The sequence below is a fragment of the Streptomyces pactum genome (assembly GCF_016031615.1).
Taxonomy (GTDB): Bacteria; Actinomycetota; Actinomycetes; order Streptomycetales; family Streptomycetaceae; genus Streptomyces; species Streptomyces pactus.
Genome location: NZ_JACYXC010000001.1, coordinates 7,009,188 through 7,022,896, shown reverse-complemented (window position 1 = coordinate 7,022,896; position 13,709 = coordinate 7,009,188). Strand labels below are relative to the sequence as shown.

The following is a 13,709-nucleotide window of genomic DNA, read 5'->3' as shown; positions in this document are numbered from 1 at the left end:
CGCATCCGGAGCCGGCCCGGCCACGGCCCGGGATCGCGCCGCGACGTCAGCCGAAGGTCGTCCCGGGACCGCACCGTCACCCGGGACCCGACCCCCGGGCGCGGTGGCGACGGCGAACGGCCCGGGCGCGGGGGCGGTGCCCCCTGCCCGGGCCGTTCGGCGTCGGCCGTGTTCCGGCCGTCCGGTCAGCCGGCGGCGAGGAGTTCCAGCGTGTCGATGACGCGGTTGGAGAAGCCCCACTCGTTGTCGTACCAGGCGACGACCTTGATGTGGCGGCCGTCGACGCGGGTGAGGGCCGAGTCGAAGATCGACGAGGCCGGGTTCCCGGTGATGTCGGACGACACCAGCGGGTCCTCCGAGTACTCCAGGATGCCGGCGAGCGGCCCCTCGGCCGCGGCCCGGTACGCCGCCAGCACCTCGTCACGCGTGACGTCGCGGCTGACGGTCGTGTTCAGCTCCACGATGGAGCCCACCGGAACCGGCACCCGGATCGAGTCACCCGACAGCTTGCCGTCGAGGTTCGGCAGCACCAGGCCGATCGCCTTGGCCGCGCCCGTCGTGGTCGGCACGATGTTGACCGCGGCGGAGCGGGCCCGGCGGGCGTCGCGGTGCGGGCCGTCCTGGAGGTTCTGCTCCTGGGTGTAGGCGTGCACCGTGGTCATGAAGCCGTGCTCGATGCCGGCGAGCTCGTCCAGCACCGCGGCCAGCGGCGCGAGGGCGTTCGTCGTGCACGAGGCGTTCGAGACGATCGTGTGCGCGGCCGGGTCGTACGTGTCGGTGTTGACGCCGAACGCGAGGGTGACGTCGGCACCGTTCGACGGGGCGCTGACCAGCACCTTCCGCGCACCCGCGGCCAGGTGCGCACGGGCGTCCCCGGCCGCCGTGAAACGGCCGGTCGCCTCCAGGACGATGTCCACGCCGAGTTCGGCCCACGGCAGCTGCGCCGGCTCGCGCTCGGCGAGCACCTTGATGCGGCGGCCGTCCACGACGAGCGCGTCCCCGTCCACGGTCACCGGGCGGCCCAGCCGGCCGGCCGTGGTGTCGTAGGCGAGCAGCCGTGCGAGGACGGCGGGCTCGGTGAGGTCGTTGACCGCGACGACCTCAAGGTCGCTGTCGCGTTCCAGCAGCGCGCGCAGCACATTGCGGCCGATGCGTCCGAATCCGTTGATGGCGATACGAGTCATGGGCGGTGTCCCTTCGGTTCGGCACCAGCCTCGCCCACGGTGCCGCCCGGTGACCGCGTCGTCAGCGCCACGGTCCGAAAGGATCGTGCCAGGTCGCCGGCTACTCGCCACGGGTGAAGGTGCGCCGGTACTCGCTGGGGGTGGTGCCGAGGATGCGCTGGAAGTGCGTCCGCAGGTTGGCGCCGGTGCCCAGGCCGACATCGGCGGCGATCTGCTCGACGCTCCGTTCCGAACGCTCCAGCAGTTCGCGGGCCGCGTCGATGCGGGCGCGCATCACCCACTGCATCGGCGTGTATCCCGTGTCCTCGACGAAGCGCCGCGAGAACGTGCGGGGAGAGACCGCCGCGTGGCGGGCGAGCACCTTGAGGGTGAGGGGTTCCCCGAGCCGGTGCAGCGCCCACTCGCGGGTGGCGGCGAACCGCTCGCCGAGCGGCTCGGGCACGCTGCGGGGCACGTACTGCGCCTGGCCGCCGCTGCGGTAGGGGGCGGCCACCAGGCGCCTGGCCGCGTGGTTGGAGGCGGCCACCCCCAGGTCGCGGCGGAGGATGTGCAGGCACAGGTCGATGCCGGAGGCGGCACCGGCCGACGTCAGCACGCTGCCCTCGTCGACGAAGAGCACGTTCTCGTCCACCCGGATCAGCGGGTGCTTCTCCATGAGCGCCCGGGCGTAGTGCCAGTGGGTCGTGGCGCGCCTGCCGTCGAGCAGTCCCGTGGCGGCGAGCGCGAAGGCGCCGGTGGAGATGGCGGCGAGCCGCGCGCCCCGGTGGTGGGCGGCCAGCAGCTCCTCCACGACGGCCGGCGGCGGGTCCTCGCGGTCGGGGAACCGGTAGCCGGGGATGAAGACGATGTCGGCCCAGCGCAGCGCGTCCAGGCCGTGGGCGACGTGGTAGGACAGCCCGTCGGCGCCGGTCACCAGGCCGGGCGCCGCGCCGCAGACCCGCACCTCGTACGGCATGCTCGCGCGGGTGGTGAACACCTGGGCGGGGATGCCGACGTCGAGGGGCTTGGCGCCTTCGAGCACGAGGACGGCGACACGGTTCAGGCGGGAGGGTGGCACGGTCACCAGGGTACGGACGGGGTACGGCCCGCCCCTCGGCCCCCGGCCGCCCGGCGGCGCGGCGCACGTGTTAGGGCGACGCCGCCGGGGCGGGGTGCCGCCGGGACGGGCCCCTCGGCGCGGGGTCACCGGGGCGGGCTCCCGGATCGGGCTCCCCGGGGCTGTGGCTCACCGGGACGGGCTCACCGGCACCGACTCCGGGACGGGCAACGGCGCGGGCTCCCCGGACGGGCCCGGGCCGCTCATACCGCCATGGGCTCGGCAGCGGATGCCCGAGGCAGGCCCCATGAGCGGTCCGGCGCCGCGCCCGGCGGGCCGGGAAACCTCGGCCGGCCCTCGGAAGCGGCGCGGCCGGGACGCGGCGCCCGTGGCGGGCGGCCGCTGCTTCCGCTCGTCGCGCGATCCGGACCGGCCGGCGCCCGAGGCCTGGGGCGGGCGGGCCCCGGCCGCCGCGATCGGTGCCGGCCCGCCGCGGCCGGCACCGGCTCCTCCCGACCGGACACCTGCCCCACCATCTCCCCGACCTCCTGACGTCAGGTACCCCCAGGGGGTATAGTCGTCGGTGTGAGGGCGGGCAGTGACACGCCATCACGAGCCATCGCTTCATGCCTGTTTCCGCTGTTTTCTCCCATCACTTCGGCAAGGAGTCGTCATGCGCCGTTCCCAGCTCCAACACCGCTTCCCTCCCTCCGCCCCGGCCGGCGGGACGGGGGCGCGTCCGGGCCGCCGGGCCGCCCTGGCCCTGGGGGCGGCCCTGACCGCCCTGACCGCGATGGCCACCACCGCCGCGGCGCGGCCCGCCGGCCCCGCGCCGGTCGCCGGTCAGGCACGCGCCGACACCGCGGTCGAGTGGTACGACACCACGGTCGCGACCATCGCGGCGGCCGGTACGCCGACGCAGGTCGCCGACAGCCGCACCTGGGCGATCAGTTGGCTCGCCGCGACCCGGGCCGTGGAGCGCACCCCGGCCGGCGTGGACCGCGGCGCCTTCCAGGAGGCGGCGCTCGCCGGCGCCGTGCACAAGTCGCTGGTCACCCTGGTCCCCGCGCGCACCGCCGAACTGGACGCGGCGCTGCGGCGGACGCTGGACCGCATCCCGGACGGCGCGGCGGAGGACCGGGGGCTCGCGGCCGGCGTCCGGCAGGCCCGTACCGTGCTGGCCTCCCGCGAGGGGGACGGGCTGGACCCCGCCTCGGTCGAGGTTCCGTTCACCCCGCCCGCGCCGGGCCCCGGGGTGTGGCAGCTGACCCCGCCCGACCTCGGACCGGCGATCCAGGCCGGCACCCGCCACGCACGGCCGTTCCTGCTCGACCGGCCCGACCAGTTCCGGCTGGGCCCGCCGCCCGCCCTCGGCTCGGCCCGGTACCGCGCCGATCTGGCCGAGGTACGCGCCGTCGGCGAGGCCAACAGTTCACGGCGCACCCCGGAGCAGACCGAGACGGCCAACTTCTGGCTGGGGTCCTCGATGCCCCTGTACAACGAACCGCTCCGGGTCGCGCTGGCCCGGTCGGCGCGGGAGCCGTTGGCCGACCGGGCCGAGCTGGTGGCGCTGTTCCACGTCGCCCAGGTGGACACCCAAATCGCCACTTCCGACAGCAAGTACGCCCACCTGCGGTGGCGGCCGGTCACCGCGATCCGCTCCGCCGACATCGACGGCGACCCCGCCACCGTCCCCGACCGCGACTGGACCCCGCTGCACACCACCCCGCAGCACCCCGACTACCCCAGCGGTCACACCACCTACGCCGGTGCCGCGGAAGAGGTGCTGACCACCCTGGTCGGCGCCCGCACCGGGCCGTTCGAGATGACCAGCGGCACCGCGCCGGGCGTCACCCGCACCTACACCTCGTGGCGCCAGCTGACCCAGGAGAACGTCGACGCCCGGATCTGGTCGGGCATCCACACCCGGTCCGCGGATGTCGCCGGGGTCGGACTCGGCAGCCGCGTGGGGGCGTACACCCTCGCCCACTTCGACGACCTGCTCCGGTAACCGGTAACCGGTAACCCGCAGCAGGCCCCGCCCCGAAGGAGGCACCGTCACGGCCGGCCCGGCCCTGGCGGTGCCGCCCGTTTCCGGTTGCCCCCGGACCACCGCCCCGGCCGGCACCGCCCTTTCCCGTGACACCGGTCGGCCTATGCCGCACCGGTCGAGCTCCGGGGCGAGAACACCGCGCTCCGACCGCCGGCGGTCCCGGACCATCCCCGCGTGCGCGGGGAGCACCGGCGCGCGGCGAAGGTGAGGGTCGCCGGTCCGGGACCATCCCCGCGTGCGCGGGGAGCACAGTTCGCGACCTGCGACTTCACCGCCGGGCCTCGCCGGTTTTCACCGCTTCCAGGAATTCCGGCACATGCCGCACGGCGACCGATAGCGTCGCATGTACGACAGGGCAGCCGCCCGGGGGCAGCCACCTCCGCCGACACCGCCGCCCCCGGCGGACAGCCATCCCTGACGGGCGCCGTCCCAGGTGGGCCGCGCCTCGTCGGGTAGGGGGACGAGATGCCGCCGGCCCCCGCAGATCAGGCCCCGAGCTGCGTCCGGTAACACTCCGTCAGGTACGGCATCGCCGCCGGGCGCTCCGCGTCCAGGAGTGCGCGGACCCGCGCCAGCAGTTCCTCCCGCGCTGCGGGCCGCAGAGTGATCACGTAGCTGCGGGAGGCGACCATGTCCATGATCTCGTCGGTCGTCATCGGGTGGCTCCAACGGAAGTCCCGCCGCTCGACGGGGCCGAACGGCGCGCCCACGCGGTCCACCTGCCGGTCCCTCGTCGGGGCCGCGGCGCAGTCGCGCAGGATGCGGTCCAGCTTCGCGACCCAGGGCGCGGAGGTGTCGCGGGAGTTCCACACCAGGCTCAGCCGCCCGCCCGGGCGCAGCACCCGGGCCGCCTCCGGGACCGCACGCTCGGGGTCCACCCAGTGCCAGGCCTGGGCGCAGACCAGGGTGTCCGCGCCGTCGTCGGCGAGGGGCACCGACTCGGCGGTCCCTTCCACCACCCGTACGTCCGGCAGCACCTGGGCGAACTTCTCGCGCATCCCGGCCGACGGCTCGACCGCGATGACCTCCCGGCCCGGTGCCCGCAGGGCGCGGGTCAGCTTGCCGGTCCCCGCGCCGAGATCGACCACGGTCCGCGCGTGGCCGGGCACCAGCCAGTCCACCGCCTCCGGCGGGTAGGGCGGGCGGCCGCGTTCGTAGGCGTCCGCCGCTGCCCCGAAAGAGCCCGCCTGACGGGACTTCTCCTGCTTGTCGGCTGTCGTCATGACCGGCATCCTGCCAGGTGGCGGGCCGGTCGACGGGCGGGCGGATGCGGGGCGGCGGTTCACCGGGCCCCGAGGAACTGCCGGGGCGGGCGCCGGAGCCGCGGGGCCGCCGGGCCAAGGCGTCGCAGCCGGGGGCGCCGAGCCCCGGGGGCCGCCGGAGCCGGACCCGCCGCAGGTCTGCCCCGGCCCCGGCGCCCTTCGTCGTGCACGCCCCGGTCGCACCGGGTCCGGCCGTGGCGGCGCGCGGGACCGCCCGCGTGGCCGGGAGGAGGCCTCCGGACCTTCCCACCTACAGCAGGGAGGCGTCCGCCAGCACCGCGTCCACCATCTCCCGGCCGGCGACGTCCCGCTCGGCCCACGTGGCGAGGCCGATGAGGAAGGCCGAGCGGTCGTCGTCCACCGACGCCAGCGTCAGCCGGAGGTGGAGGGTGCCGCAGTCGCGGTGGGACACCTTCAGGGCCACGGTGTGGGCGGGCCGGCCGGTGACCGTCGTCGCCCGCGATTCGCGGAGCGTCGCACGTCCGTCCGGGCAGAAGAACTCGGCGTTGGAGTGCGCCGCGCTCACCGCCATCGACTTCAGCCGGTGCTCCGGGATGCCTCCGGCCCGGCCGGCGACCACCGATCCGCCCCCGCCGCCGGGATTCTTCGTCATGATCACAGCTTCTTCGGCCGGAGGGGCGGGGGCCTGAGCGTGGGTACTCAGACGGTACTCAATCCGTTCGCCGTCCCGGCGCGGGCGCAGTGCCGATCCCGGCGCGGCGACCGGGCCCCCGGACGTCCCGGTGCGGCCGGGGTCCCGGCCGTCACCCCGGCACCCGGGCGGTCGGGGGCCGGCGGCGGTGGGACCGGCCAGGTGTGCCGTACCGGGCCGTCCGGCCGGCCCGGCGTGCCGCGGGTCACCGGCGCCCGCTCGGCGCGGTCGTGCCCGCTCCGTGCCCGCCCGGCCGGACACGGCGGGGCGCCGCAGGACCCCAAGGGACCGAACTGCCCTGTTACGCCGGGTAGTTCGTGTGACACCATGGGCCGGGGGCCGTGGCGCACACGGCGGGACCGGGGACGAGGAGGGGCCGCGGTGGGACGTGCGGGGGACGGCCGGGGCGAGGAGTGGCTGGACCTGGCCGACGCGATCGCGCTGCTGCGCGAGCAGATCGTCGAGGCCCAGGCCAGGATTGCCGATCCGGACGGCACGGGTGCCGGTGACCGGGGCGTCCACTTCGTACTGGGGGACATCACGCTGGAACTGGGCATGGAGCTGACCCGTACCCGGGGCGCGGACGGCGGGCTGCGGTTCGCGGTGGCCGGTCTGGGCGGGCGGACGGAGAGCTCCGACACCACCACGCACACGGTCACGGTGCAGCTCACCCCGCGGCTGCCGGGCGGCGGTCCGGTCCCGGTCGGCGACTGGGAGTAGCGTCCGGCGGAGCCGGCCGGCACAGGGGGGACGGGCACGGTGATGGAGTTCGACCGGCGGGTCCAGATCAGGTGGTACCGGCCCGGCGGGGGCACCCCGCGGTTCGGGTCCGGATATCTCGTGGCGCCGCGCCTGGCGCTGACCGCCGCCCATGTGGTGGGCACGGACGCGCCCGGCCCGGGTTCGCTGACGGTCAGCCTGCCGGACACCGGCCCGCGGGAGTTCGCCGGCCGGGTGTGCTGGTTCCGCCGGGACGGCACGGTCGACGTCGCCCTGGTGGAGGTGGCCGAGGAGGACTGGCCGGTGCCCGCGTCCCTGTCCGACCCGCACACCCGCCCGCCCCAGCGGTGGGGTCACCTGATCGGCACCCGCCGGCACCCGGTCGCCGTCGTCGGCTTCCCGCGCATGCAGAAGGACCCGGCCGGCCACGACCGTCACGACGGCGAGGTGGCGGGGGTCATCTCCCCCTGCACCGGTTCGCTGGCGCGGCGCTACGAGGTGATCAGCACCGATCCGGGCATCCCGCCCGATCAGCTGCCCGGTCGCGCCCCCAGCGCCTGGGCGGGGATCTCCGGCGGCCCGGTCATCGCCGAGGCGCGGGACGGCGGTCTGCTGTGCGGGGTGGTGAGCCTGGACCGGCTGGCGAGCGGCGGCACCCGGCTCACCGCCACCCGGACGACCGAGCTGCTGGCCGATCCCGACTTCCGCCGGATCGTCGCGGAGCACGCCGGCTGGGAGCCCCTGCTGGAACCGGCCGAGCCGGCGGACCTGCTGGAACCGGCGGCCCGCGAACGGGACCTGCTCTCCCCCGCCATGCTGCTGCGGGCGGACGCGGAGGCGGTGCGGTTCCGGGGGCGGGACGGCGAACTGCTGGACCTGCGCAGCTGGTGCCTGGACGACCCGCGGCCCTTCTCGGTCCGGGTGCTCACCGGCCCCGGCGGCCAGGGCAAGACCCGGCTCGCCCGCCACCTGATGGACGGACTCCGCGCGGCGGGCTGGGTCACCGGACAGCTGCGGCCGACGCTGCGGGACGTGCCGGAGGACAGGCTGCGCAGCCTGGTCACCGCGCTCCCGTCGCTGCTGGTCATCGACTACGCGGACACCCGGCCGGACCTCGTCCGGCGGGTCGTGGACCAGCTGCGGACCACCCGCCACCGGGTGCGGCTGCTGCTCCTCGCCCGCGCCGACGGCGGCTGGCGCCGGGACGGCATCGGCGAGACGCGCACCGATGAACTCCTGGCCGGCGCCGAGGTCACCGCGCTCGCCCCGCTGGCGCCCGCCGAAGGGCCCGCCGGAGCCCGGGCGGAGGCGTTCACCGATGCCGTCACCGACTTCGCGCTGCTGCTGGACCGGCTGCCCGCCATTCCGGGCCGGCCCCCGGCGGGATGGCACTCGCTCGCCGCCGCGCTGCGGCCGCCGCCCGACCTGGTCCGGGCCGCGTACGACACCGTGCTGACCGTGCAGATGGCCGCGCTGACCACGCTGCTCCAGCACGGCACCGCCCCCGTCCCCGACGCCCCGGACGACGAGGGCGGCCCGGCCGCCGTGCTCCTCCGCCACGAGCAGCGGTACTGGACGCGCTCGGCGCGGGAGAACGGTGGCCGGCTCGACGGCCTGTCGCCGCGGACCCCGAAGGTCGCGGTGGCCGTCGCCACCCTGTGCGGGGCGGCCGACCGTGAGGAGGCCGTGGCGACGCTGCGCCGGGGACTGGACGTGCCGGCCCACCGGGCGGGTGACGTCGCCGCGTGGCTGCGCTCCCTCTACCCGCCGGGCCCGGACCGCTACTGGGGTCCGCTCCAGCCCGACCGTGTCGGCGAGTACCTCGCCTGCCTGGTGCTCTTCGACCCCGAGCTGCGGCTGCCGCTGCCCGCCCTGGTGGCCGGCGGCTCCGGGGACCAGCAGGTGCAGCTCTTCACCGTGCTGGTGCGTGCCGCCACGGCCTACCACGACAACGGCCGGACGGCCGAGCCGCGACGGATCGAGCGGGAGCTGCTGGACGCGCTGGACGGCGCCGAGGTGGACACCGAGGCCCTGCTCCGGCTCGACCTCGTCATGCCGTACGAGAAGGACCGCCTGGACACCCTCGCCCTGCGGCTCGCGGAGCGGCGGGTGACCGCGACCGCCGGCGGGGTGCGGGACGACGGCCCCGTCCGGGCGGTAGTGGAGCACGGACTGGCGCTGGACCGATGGGGCACCCGGCTCGGCCTCGCCGGGCGGCCGGAGGAGGCGGTCCGGGCGCAGCTGGACGCGGCGGGGGTGCTGCGCCGGGCGGCCGAGGCCGACCGGCGGTACGCCTCGCTGCACGTCGGTGCGCTTCCCGGTCTCAGCGACGCCCTGCTGGCGGTGGGCCGTGAGGCGGAGGCCCTGGCGGTGCTGGACGAGGCGGACACCGAGCTGCACCGGCTGGCCGACGAGGGTGACGCGGACCCGGACAGCTGGGCCGACCTGGGGTGGCGGCTGTACCGCCTGGAGCCGCGTCTGCGGGCGGCGGGCCGGGAGGAGGCGGCGATCCGGGCCCTGGGCCGCTCGGTGGAGTTCCACCGGCGGCTCGCCGGGTCCTCCCTGGGCACCGACGTTCTGCTGGCCAACTCCGTGCAGGCCCTGGGCGCGATGCTGCACCGGGCGGGGCGCCTGCCGGAGGCGCTGCGGGCCACGGAGGAGGCGGTGGAGCGCATGCGGGCGCTGGCCCGGATCAACCCGGCCGGTTACGAGCGCTGGCTGATCTCCGCCCTGATGAACCTGAGCAACATGCTCCGCGACGCGGGCCGGGACGCGGAGGAGTACGCGGTACTGACCCAGGCCGTCGGGCTCGCCGGGCACCGCATCCGGATCGGCCTGGCCAAGGAGTCCGAAGAACACCTGGCCGCCCACCTCACGCTGCGGCTGGGGCTGTGCGAGGACGAGGCCGGGCGCGCCGGGGCGGCGCTGGACCGGCTGCTCCAGGCGCGGGAGATCTGGCGGCGGCTGGCCGGAGCGCGGTTCGAGGAGTACGGGGTGTACCACGCCCGCTGCCAGCGCCACGTCGCCGACCTGCTGATGCGGGCCGGCCGGGACGAGGAGGCGCTGGCCGCCGCCGCGGAGGGGGTGGAGGCCTGGCACCGGTTGGAGGAGGCCGCCCCCGGCGCCCACGGGTACGAGCTGGTCACCGCGCTGTCCATCCATGCCGGACTGCTGTTCTGGCTGGCGCACGACGCCGCCGGGGCGCTGGCGGCGACCGGGGAGGCGGTGGAGATCTGCCGGGGTCTCACCCCCACGTCGGCGGTCGTCGGGTCGCTGCGCCTGGTACTGGGCCTCCAGGCCCAGGTGCTGGACGCCCTGGGGCGCGGCCCGGAGGCGCAGGTGGTCCGCCGCTGGCTCGCGGACCATCCGCAGGAGTGAGCGCGTTCCCGGCGGGTCGCCGTCCCGCCGGCCGCGGCATGGCTCCGCGGGTCCGCCGAGGTGCCGACGCCCGCGCCGTGCCCCGGAGGGCCCGGCCGAGGTTCCGTCCACGGGCACCCGGGCGGTCCGGCCGGTCCACGGGCGGGGACGGGACCGCCCGCCCCGGCCGCGGACCGGATGGCCCCGGGACGGTGCACAGGCGGTTCGGTACGGGTCGGTGCCGGCCCGGGGCGGTGCGGTACGGCGCGGATCGGCCCGGGCCGGTACCGGCCCGGGTCGGCGCGGGCCCGGCCTGGGTACGGGACGGGCGCGGTACGGGACGGGCGGGGGCCGCACACCGTCCGGACCACCACGACCTCGGGGCGGGCGGCATGCGGCACGCCCCGGCCCCGGAGTGCGTGCCCCGGGCGCGCCTCGCGGGAGGGCCCCGGGCAGGCCGGGGACCGGGCCGGAGGCCCCCGGGCGCGCCGGGCGGGATGCTCGGCCGGGCCGGCTCACCCCGCGGGCCGTGTCACCCGCCCGCGGGGGGCGGGCGGCAGCTCAGGCGGAGTCGTCGGCGGTCGGGTCGTGTCCCCAGTTCATCAGGGAGTGGCGCCACCGGGAGTCGCGGACGTCGCCCGCGGGCCGCTGCGCGAGGTGGCGGCGGATGTAGCCGGTCACCTTGCGCATGTGCCGGTAGTCGGCGTCCGAGAGGTCGCTGTGCTTCTTGCGCAGGATCTCCACGATGGCGCGGCCGGAGGCGTGACCGGTGGACTCCCCGCCGTCCTTGTGTTCCCCGGCCGCCCGCGATTCGTCGGTGGCCAGCCACTTCTCCAGGCCGGCGGGCGTCATGTTGACCAGCTCCCGGAAGGAGTCCAGGGTCTCGCGCCGTTCATCCCCGGTCGTCATGTCCGCCCCCGCTTCTTCTTCAGGGCGGAGGGCTTGTGCACGGCCTTGCGGCCGGAGGTGTCACTGCGGACCTCGTACTGCGGCTCCTCCGGGGACGCGGCCACGGTCCGTCCGCCGGCCTTCGCCCGCTTGGTGATCTTCCTCTCCACGGTGCCCTCGGTCTCGCTGCCGTGGCTGCGCCACGCCACCTTGTCCCCCTTCGCGAGCTTCCTGCCGGACGAGGTGTCCTTGTCCTTCGCCATGGGTGCCACTCCCTCGCGGACGGTGCGACCACGTTCCACTGTGCGGGCCGGTGCCCGGGTCCGCACGCCAAGCGGGTGACCGGCGGGGAGCGGAGGACGGTCGTCCGCGACGGACCGGCCGCGGCGGGGAAGGCATCGGGACACATCATCGGTGCGCGGGCCGCGCCGCAGGGAGGAGCTGGTGGCCGATGCAGACGTTCCTGCCGCATCCCGACTTCCGGGAGACGGCGCTGCTCCTGGACCGGCGCAGGCTGGGCAAGCAGCGGGTGGAGGCGCTCCAGGTGCTCCGCGGCCTGACGGTGCCCGGTTACGGGTGGCGCCACCACCCCGCCGTACGGATGTGGACCGGGTACGAGGAGGCGCTGGTGCGGTACGGCCTGGAGGTCTGCCGGGTCTGGCGGGAGCGGGGCCACCAGGACAGTTGCGCCGCCTCGCTGGTCGCCGGGCTGGGCGCGTACCGGCCGGGCGCACCGGTGCGGGAACAGGCGGAGCTGGGGGCCGCCGGTGAGCTGCCGCCCTGGCTCGGCGACCCGGCCTTCCACCGGAGCCACCGTTCGGCGCTCGTCCGCAAGGATCCGGAGGTGTACGCCGGCCTGTTCCCCGGGGTGCCGGACGACCTGCCCTACGTCTGGCCCGCCTCGGACCGGGCCCCCGGGCAGGCTCCTCCGCAGGGGTGACCCCGCCCGGCGACGGCGCGGCGCTCAGAAGGCGTACCGGATGCGCAGCCAGGGGGTGTGACGGTGGACCAGGCCGCGCAGGGTGTCCACCGCGGCGGCCTTGACCTGGTTGCGGTAGCGGACGTTGACCGCGCCGTTCTCGGAGCGCTTGGCCTGCTGGATCTCCGGCCGCCACAGGACGTCCTCGGCCCGGGGGTGCCAGCCGAGGTTGACCTCGTGCAGGTCCCGGTTGTGCGTGAGCATGATCACCTCGGCGGCGGCCTGCCGTTTCACCCGTTCCGGGAGCACGTCGTCGAGACGGGTCAGCAGCTCCGCCCAGGCGTCCTCCCAGCCGGGCCGGATCACCACGGGTGAGAGGTTGAAGTGCACCTCGTACCCGGCGTCCAGGAAGTCGGCGGCGGCGCGGACGCGCTCGGCGACGGGAGAGGTGCGCAGGTCCAGCAGCCGGGAGTCGTCCGGCGGCATCAGGGAGAAGCGGATACGGGTCCGGCCCCGCGGGTCCAGGGCGAGCAGGTCGGGGTTGACGAACTTGGTGGCGAAGGACGCCTTGGCGGTGGGCCACTGCCGGAAGGCGTGCACCAGGTCCGCGGTGTTGTCGCAGATCAGGGCGTCCACCGAGGCGTCGCCGTTCTCCCCGACGTCGTACACCCAGGACGTGTCGTCGCACTGGTTGGGCTCGGTCTTGGGACCCTGGTGGGCGATGTGCCGGGCGAGGTGGGCGATGGTCCGGTCGATGTTGGTGAAGACCGTGACGGGGTTGGCGTACCCCTTGCGCCGCGGCACGTAGCAGTAGGCGCAGGCCATGGCGCAGCCGTTGGAGGCGCCCGGGGCGATCCAGTCCGCCGACCGGCCGTTGGGGCGCACGGTGAACGTCTTCCGCTCGCCCAGGACCAGGGTCTCCCCCTTGACCCGGACCCAGCGCTCGACGTTGCCCTCGTTGCCGTGCAGGCCGGGGATGCGCCAGTGCGAGTCCACCGTGATCAGCCGCGCACCGGGGAACCGGGCGAGGATCTGCCTGCCGCGCGGCGAGGCGGCCGCCGCGGGCTCGGCGTAGATCTCCCGTACCGGCAGCAGCCGGCGGGCCGTGGCAGAGTCCCGGAAGGGCGGCCCCTGACGCACGTGCGCCGGGCCGGCGCCGGGCGGGTCGAGCGCGTCCAGTCCGAACAGCGTGCCGGAGCCGTCGTCCGGGGTGGGGGACGGATGGTGCATGGGGGCTCCGGTACGGGTGGTGCGGGTGATACGGGGCGCGCGGGTGGTGCGCGTGGTGCGTGCGGGCGGCGGAGGGACGCGGGGAGACCCGGACGGGGCGATTCCGTTTCCCACTGTACGGCGCCGCGCCTCCGGTACGGCGCCGCGTGTCGTACCGGAGGCGCGGCGTGCACCGACGGGGCCCACGGCGGGTTCACGGCGGGTTCGCCGCGGCCCCGCCGCGGGCGGGCGCCCGCGAAACCGGCCGTGCGCGGCGGGGCGACCCTGGTCGCGGACGGCGGACGGGTCGCGGGCGCCGGACGGCCGCCGGACGGGGGGACGGACGAGGTCGGGGGCTCGCGGCGGGTGAGCGGGACAGCCGGAATCAACGGCAGGACGGGGCCGGAGGGGCGGCCGGGTGTTACGGGC

At 76.2% G+C, this 13,709-nt stretch carries 11 protein-coding genes; 4 read left to right on the top strand and 7 right to left on the bottom strand.

Annotation, left to right across the window (positions count from 1 at the left end; translation table 11 throughout):
* Positions 1–185: 185 nt before the first annotated feature.
* Together gap and IHE55_RS27760 are read right to left on the bottom strand one after the other, a co-directional pair.
* Entirely contained in the window at positions 186–1,184 is a 999-nt protein-coding gene (gene gap / locus IHE55_RS27765; protein ID WP_197991546.1) for a type I glyceraldehyde-3-phosphate dehydrogenase, read from the bottom strand.
* 100 nt (positions 1,185–1,284) lie between these two features.
* On the bottom strand, positions 1,285–2,241 hold the full coding sequence (locus IHE55_RS27760; protein ID WP_197991545.1) for a GlxA family transcriptional regulator: 957 nt from the start codon (positions 2,239–2,241) through the stop codon (positions 1,285–1,287).
* A gap of 652 nt (positions 2,242–2,893) precedes the next feature.
* Between IHE55_RS27760 and IHE55_RS27755 the strand changes: the two genes are divergently transcribed.
* On the top strand, positions 2,894–4,231 hold the full coding sequence (locus IHE55_RS27755; RefSeq protein ID WP_197991544.1) for a vanadium-dependent haloperoxidase: 1,338 nt from the start codon (positions 2,894–2,896) through the stop codon (positions 4,229–4,231).
* Positions 4,232–4,758: 527 nt separating this feature from the next.
* Here the strand turns inward: IHE55_RS27755 and IHE55_RS27750 are convergent.
* A complete protein-coding gene (locus IHE55_RS27750; protein WP_232265716.1) occupies positions 4,759–5,496 on the bottom strand; it encodes a class I SAM-dependent methyltransferase in 738 nt (245 codons plus the stop codon).
* A gap of 289 nt (positions 5,497–5,785) precedes the next feature.
* Positions 5,786–6,148 (bottom strand): hypothetical protein, encoded by a 363-nt coding sequence (locus IHE55_RS27745; RefSeq protein WP_197991542.1) that lies wholly within the window; start codon positions 6,146–6,148, stop codon positions 5,786–5,788.
* Positions 6,149–6,568: 420 nt separating this feature from the next.
* On the opposite strand from IHE55_RS27745, the gene IHE55_RS27740 reads away from it, so the two are divergent.
* Complete coding sequence (locus IHE55_RS27740) at positions 6,569–6,907, top strand: trypco2 family protein (RefSeq protein WP_197991541.1); 339 nt, start codon at positions 6,569–6,571, stop codon at positions 6,905–6,907.
* 42 nt (positions 6,908–6,949) lie between these two features.
* Positions 6,950–10,285 carry a trypsin-like peptidase domain-containing protein gene (locus IHE55_RS27735; RefSeq protein ID WP_372442784.1) on the top strand — a complete coding sequence of 1,112 codons (3,336 nt, stop codon included), beginning with the start codon at positions 6,950–6,952 and terminating at the stop codon, positions 10,283–10,285.
* A 540-nt stretch (positions 10,286–10,825) separates the two neighbouring features.
* On the opposite strand, the gene IHE55_RS27730 is transcribed toward IHE55_RS27735, so the two are convergent.
* Both IHE55_RS27730 and IHE55_RS27725 read right to left on the bottom strand, forming a co-directional pair.
* Complete coding sequence (locus IHE55_RS27730) at positions 10,826–11,173, bottom strand: DUF3140 domain-containing protein (protein ID WP_197991539.1); 348 nt, start codon at positions 11,171–11,173, stop codon at positions 10,826–10,828.
* Positions 11,170–11,415: a hypervirulence associated TUDOR domain-containing protein gene (locus IHE55_RS27725; RefSeq protein WP_197991538.1), complete on the bottom strand. Its 246-nt coding sequence runs from the start codon at positions 11,413–11,415 to the stop codon at positions 11,170–11,172. The genes IHE55_RS27730 and IHE55_RS27725 overlap by 4 nt, the downstream gene beginning before the upstream one ends.
* Before the next feature lie 188 nt (positions 11,416–11,603).
* Here IHE55_RS27725 and IHE55_RS27720 point away from each other — a divergent pair, with 188 nt between their 5' ends.
* Positions 11,604–12,092, top strand: a complete 489-nt coding sequence (locus IHE55_RS27720; protein WP_197991537.1) for an MSMEG_6728 family protein — start codon at positions 11,604–11,606, stop codon at positions 12,090–12,092.
* Positions 12,093–12,116: 24 nt separating this feature from the next.
* On the opposite strand, the gene IHE55_RS27715 is transcribed toward IHE55_RS27720, so the two are convergent.
* On the bottom strand, positions 12,117–13,301 hold the full coding sequence (locus IHE55_RS27715; RefSeq protein ID WP_197991536.1) for a spore photoproduct lyase family protein: 1,185 nt from the start codon (positions 13,299–13,301) through the stop codon (positions 12,117–12,119).
* Between the last annotated feature and the right edge of the window lie 408 nt (positions 13,302–13,709).

Bases quoted from the DNA above. Each gene is read 5' to 3' on its own strand.
- IHE55_RS27735 (WP_372442784.1), top strand. From the start codon at position 6,950: ATGGAGTTCGACCGGCGGGTCCAGATCAGGTGGTACCGGCCCGGCGGG.
- IHE55_RS27715 (WP_197991536.1), bottom strand. From the start codon at position 13,301: ATGCACCATCCGTCCCCCACCCCGGACGACGGCTCCGGCACGCTGTTC.
- IHE55_RS27730 (WP_197991539.1), bottom strand. From the start codon at position 11,173: ATGACGACCGGGGATGAACGGCGCGAGACCCTGGACTCCTTCCGGGAG.
- IHE55_RS27745 (WP_197991542.1), bottom strand. From the start codon at position 6,148: ATGACGAAGAATCCCGGCGGCGGGGGCGGATCGGTGGTCGCCGGCCGG.
- IHE55_RS27755 (WP_197991544.1), top strand. From the start codon at position 2,894: ATGCGCCGTTCCCAGCTCCAACACCGCTTCCCTCCCTCCGCCCCGGCC.
- IHE55_RS27725 (WP_197991538.1), bottom strand. From the start codon at position 11,415: ATGGCGAAGGACAAGGACACCTCGTCCGGCAGGAAGCTCGCGAAGGGG.
- IHE55_RS27720 (WP_197991537.1), top strand. From the start codon at position 11,604: ATGCAGACGTTCCTGCCGCATCCCGACTTCCGGGAGACGGCGCTGCTC.
- gap (WP_197991546.1), bottom strand. From the start codon at position 1,184: ATGACTCGTATCGCCATCAACGGATTCGGACGCATCGGCCGCAATGTG.
- IHE55_RS27750 (WP_232265716.1), bottom strand. From the start codon at position 5,496: ATGACGACAGCCGACAAGCAGGAGAAGTCCCGTCAGGCGGGCTCTTTC.